A 3,695-nucleotide genomic window follows, 5' to 3' on the forward strand; every position below is an offset into this window, starting at 1 on the left:
CTGGGTGGATGCGCTGACCCGGATCGGCCGCAAGGTGGGAGCTTAAGTCATGAGCGCGCCATTCGTTCTGGCCGTTCCGTCCAAGGGCCGCCTTCAGGAAAATACCGAGGCCTTCTTCGCCCGCGCCGGGCTGAAGCTGTCGAAGGCGGGCGGCGCCCGCGACTATCGCGGCACGCTCGCTGGCCTCGACAATGTCGAGGTCGCCTATCTCTCGGCGAGCGAAATCGCCTCGCAACTGTCCCGCGGCTCGGCGCATCTCGGCGTCACTGGCGAGGATCTGGTGCGGGAGACCATCGCGGACGCCGACAAGCGCGTCTCCCTGATCGAAGGCCTCGGCTTCGGCTATGCCGACGTCGTCGTCGCGGTGCCGCAGGCGTGGATCGACGTCCGCACCATGGCCGACCTCGACGACGTCACCACCGGCTTCCGCGAGCAGCATCACATGCGGATGCGGGTCGCAACCAAGTTCATCAATCTCACCCGCGCCTTCTTCCAGAGCCAAGGCATCACCGATTACCGCATCGTCGAAAGCACGGGCGCGACCGAAGGCGCACCGGCCGCCGGCAGCGCCGAGTTGATCGTCGATATCACCACGACCGGCGCGACGCTCGCCGCCAACGGATTGCGGGTGCTCGACGACGGCGTGATCCTGCGCAGCCAGGCCAATCTGGTCGCCTCAAGGGACGCCGATTGGTCGCCGCAAGCGCGGGAGACCGCGCGAATCATCCTCGATCACATCGCGGCGCGGGCGCGGGCCAACAAATACCGCGAAGTCCGCACCCGCTTCCGCCAGTGCGACGCGGCCATGCTCACCGAGGCCCATGAGCGCTTCGGCGTCGAAGCCCCGTTCGGCGGACCGACCTCGTCAGGCATGCTCACGCTGCACTGCCCGCCGGGCCAGCTCTATGCACTCGCGAGCTTCCTGCGCGGGCATGGCGCCGAGACCGTCTCGGTGGTTTCGCTGGATTACGTGTTCGACCGGGAGAACCCGCTGTTCGCCAGGCTCGAGGCGTTCCTGCGGCAGTGAGCCCAAAGTTTGTTGAGCAATTCCGTTCAGCGTAGCGACAGCAAACGGCAGCTACCATATGCTGTTGAGATGACCTTGAACGCCTCTGGAACCTTGATCGATGACGCTGGGCTCTGACGTTTCCGGCATGACGACCAACGCGGCAAGCGCCGCCGCGAAGGGGCTGTCGATTGTCGTCCCGCTCTACAACGAAGCCGCGGGCCTCGCCGCCCTACACCAGCGCATCTGCGATCTCGCAAAGACCTTGCGGCAGCGCTATCGCTTGGCTTGCGAGGTCGTCTATGTCGACGACGGTAGCGCGGACGCGACGCTGTCGATCGCCCGCTCGCTGCCGGCCGACGCGGTCGACGTCCAGGTGGTGTCGCTGTCGCGCAATTTCGGCAAGGAGGCCGCGCTGATGGCTGGCCTCGACCATGCCCGGCTCGGCGCGGTGCTGTTCATGGACGGCGACGGCCAGCATCCGCCGTCGCTGGTCGAGCGACTGGTGCGGCACTGGATCGAGGACGGCTACGACGTCGTCTATACCGCCAAGGCGCATCGCGACAACGAGCCCTTCCTGCGGCGGCTCGCCGGGCGCGGCTTCTATGCGCTGATCAATTGGGGCGCGCGCCAGAAGATTCCCGAAGACGCCGGCGACTTCCGCCTGCTGTCGCCGCGCGCGGTCGCAGCACTGAGGCAGCTGCCCGAGCGCAACCGCTTCTTCAAGGGCCTCGCGAGCTGGATCGGCTTCCGCCAGATCCGCGTCGATTACGAGCCCGCGCCGCGCACCCATGGCGTGACGACCTTCAGCGCCGCACGCCTGCTTGGTCTTTCGATCGAAGGCGTCACCTCGTTCTCGGTGGCGCCGCTGCGCTTCGCCAGCCTGCTCGGCGTGATCCTCGCCGGCGGAGCGTTCCTGTTCGGTCTGTCGATCCTCTGGGAGGTCTTGACCACCGGCAAGCAGGTGCCCGGCTATCCCTCACTCGTGATCGGCCTGATGACGATCGGCGGCGTGCAGCTCATCATGATCGGCATCGTCGGCGAATATATCGGCAAGATCCTCTCCGAGCTGAAGGCGCGCCCGATCTACTTCGTCGCCGAGCACAGTGAAAAGCATTTCGAAACCGAGAAGGCCCAGGACGCTTCAAGCCTGGACGCCTCGAAGAGGACGGCGGCCGAATGAGCGCGGCCGCGCCGCTGCGGCGGATCTGGCTCTGCGCCGACGATTACGGCATCAGCCCGGGCGTCAATCGCGCCATCCGCGACCTGATCGAACGCGGCCGTCTCAACGCTACCTCGGTGATGATGGTGGGACCTGCGGTCGAGCGCAGCGAGATCGAAGCGCTCCAGGCGGCAGCGCAAGCGAGCCCACGCTGCGCGATCGGATTGCACGTGACGTTGTCGGCACCGTTCCGGCCGCTCACCATGCATTTCCGTCCGCTCGACGGCGACATGTTTCTCCCGTTTCCGAAGCTGCTGCGCGCGGGTCTTGCGCGAAGGCTCGACCGCGAGTTCTTTCGCAACGAGGTCAAGGCGCAGCTGGCAGCCTTCGCGAAAGCGTTCGGACGCGCGCCTGACTTCGTCGACGGCCATCAGCATGTGCAGCTCTACCCGCAGGTGCGCGACGGCTTTGTCGATGCGGTGAGCGAAGTCGCGCCAAAAGCCTGGGTGCGCCAGGGCGGCCGCGACCTGCCGCTGATGCAGCGGCTGGCCTCACCGAAAGCCATGGTGCTCGACATTCTCAGCGCGCAATTCCGCCGCCGTGCCGTCAGCGCGGGCCTCAGCTTCAATCCCGGCTTCGCCGGCGCCTATGATTTCACGCGGGCGGCCGATTTCGGCGAGCTGATGCGGCAATTTCTCGAAGGCCTGCCGGATGGCGGCCTCGTGATGTGTCATCCCGGCTTCGTCGACGAAATTCTCACCGGGCTCGACCCGATGACGGATGTCCGCGAACGCGAGCACTCCTATCTCGCCGGCGATGCCTTTGCGCGCCTGCTGACGGACAGCGGCGTCACGCTGGGGTAAAACCGGCGAAGTTTGCGAGAAAGCCGCCCCGCGGGGCAGCTTGTCGCATACCGAAATTTAATCCAGCCGGCACTGTTGGGGCCACAATGGAACCCTACATCTGCCTCGCGCTTGTTTTGCGCGAGGGAGACTGACCATGACGCCGCAGGAACGCCAGCTCGTCGACGGCCTTTTCGACCGGCTTTCGAAACTGGAAAATGCACCGCGCGATCCCGACGCGATCGCCGCGATCTCCGACGGCCTGCGCAAGGCGCCCGGCGCCATCTATGCGCTGGTGCAGACCGTGCTGTTGCAGGACGAGGCGCTGAAGCGTGCTCACAACCGCATCCAAGAGCTGGAGGCGGCGCAGGCGCCCGAGCAGGCGCAGTCCGGCGGTTTCCTGGACACCATGCGCGACACGCTATTCGGCGGGGGCCCGTCGCGCGGCTCGGTTCCGAACGTGCCGCCGCGTGACTCGCGGCCGGTATGGAACAGCGGCCAGGCGATGCAGCAGCCCCAGCCGGGCTATGGCCAACCACCGTACGGGCAGGCCTACGGCCAAGGACCGGGTCAGGGCTATGGTGCGCCGCCGATCGGCGGTGGCGGTGGCTCGTTCCTCGGCACGGCGGCGGCCGCCGCGGCCGGCGTCGTCGGCGGCTCGCTGCTGCTCTCCAGCATCCGCGGC

Annotated in this window: 4 protein-coding genes; all 4 read left to right on the forward strand. The window is 66.8% G+C overall.

Features of this window, described 5'->3' with window-relative positions; genetic code table 11:
* Positions 1–49 precede the first annotated feature (49 nt).
* The gene (hisG, locus tag IVB32_RS07520; protein ID WP_018453440.1) at positions 50–1,027 is read left to right on the forward strand and encodes an ATP phosphoribosyltransferase; all 978 of its coding nucleotides are present in this window, start codon (positions 50–52) and stop codon (positions 1,025–1,027) included.
* A 100-nt stretch (positions 1,028–1,127) separates the two neighbouring features.
* Positions 1,128–2,189, forward strand: a complete 1,062-nt coding sequence (locus tag IVB32_RS07525) for a glycosyltransferase family 2 protein (RefSeq protein WP_018453439.1) — start codon at positions 1,128–1,130, stop codon at positions 2,187–2,189.
* Positions 2,186–3,031, forward strand: coding sequence for a ChbG/HpnK family deacetylase (locus IVB32_RS07530; RefSeq protein WP_018453438.1), 846 nt, complete (start codon positions 2,186–2,188; stop codon positions 3,029–3,031). The genes IVB32_RS07525 and IVB32_RS07530 overlap by 4 nt, the downstream gene beginning before the upstream one ends.
* A gap of 136 nt (positions 3,032–3,167) precedes the next feature.
* A partial coding sequence (locus IVB32_RS07535; protein WP_247410061.1) for a DUF2076 domain-containing protein occupies positions 3,168–3,695 on the forward strand: 528 nt, incomplete at its 3' end.

The sequence above is a fragment of the Bradyrhizobium sp. 23 genome (genome assembly GCF_023073295.1).
GTDB classification, from domain to species: Bacteria; Pseudomonadota; Alphaproteobacteria; order Rhizobiales; family Xanthobacteraceae; genus Bradyrhizobium; species Bradyrhizobium canariense_D.

Bases quoted from the DNA above. Each gene is read 5' to 3' on its own strand.
- IVB32_RS07525 (WP_018453439.1), top strand. From the start codon at position 1,128: ATGACGCTGGGCTCTGACGTTTCCGGCATGACGACCAACGCGGCAAGC.
- IVB32_RS07530 (WP_018453438.1), top strand. From the start codon at position 2,186: ATGAGCGCGGCCGCGCCGCTGCGGCGGATCTGGCTCTGCGCCGACGAT.
- hisG (WP_018453440.1), top strand. From the start codon at position 50: ATGAGCGCGCCATTCGTTCTGGCCGTTCCGTCCAAGGGCCGCCTTCAG.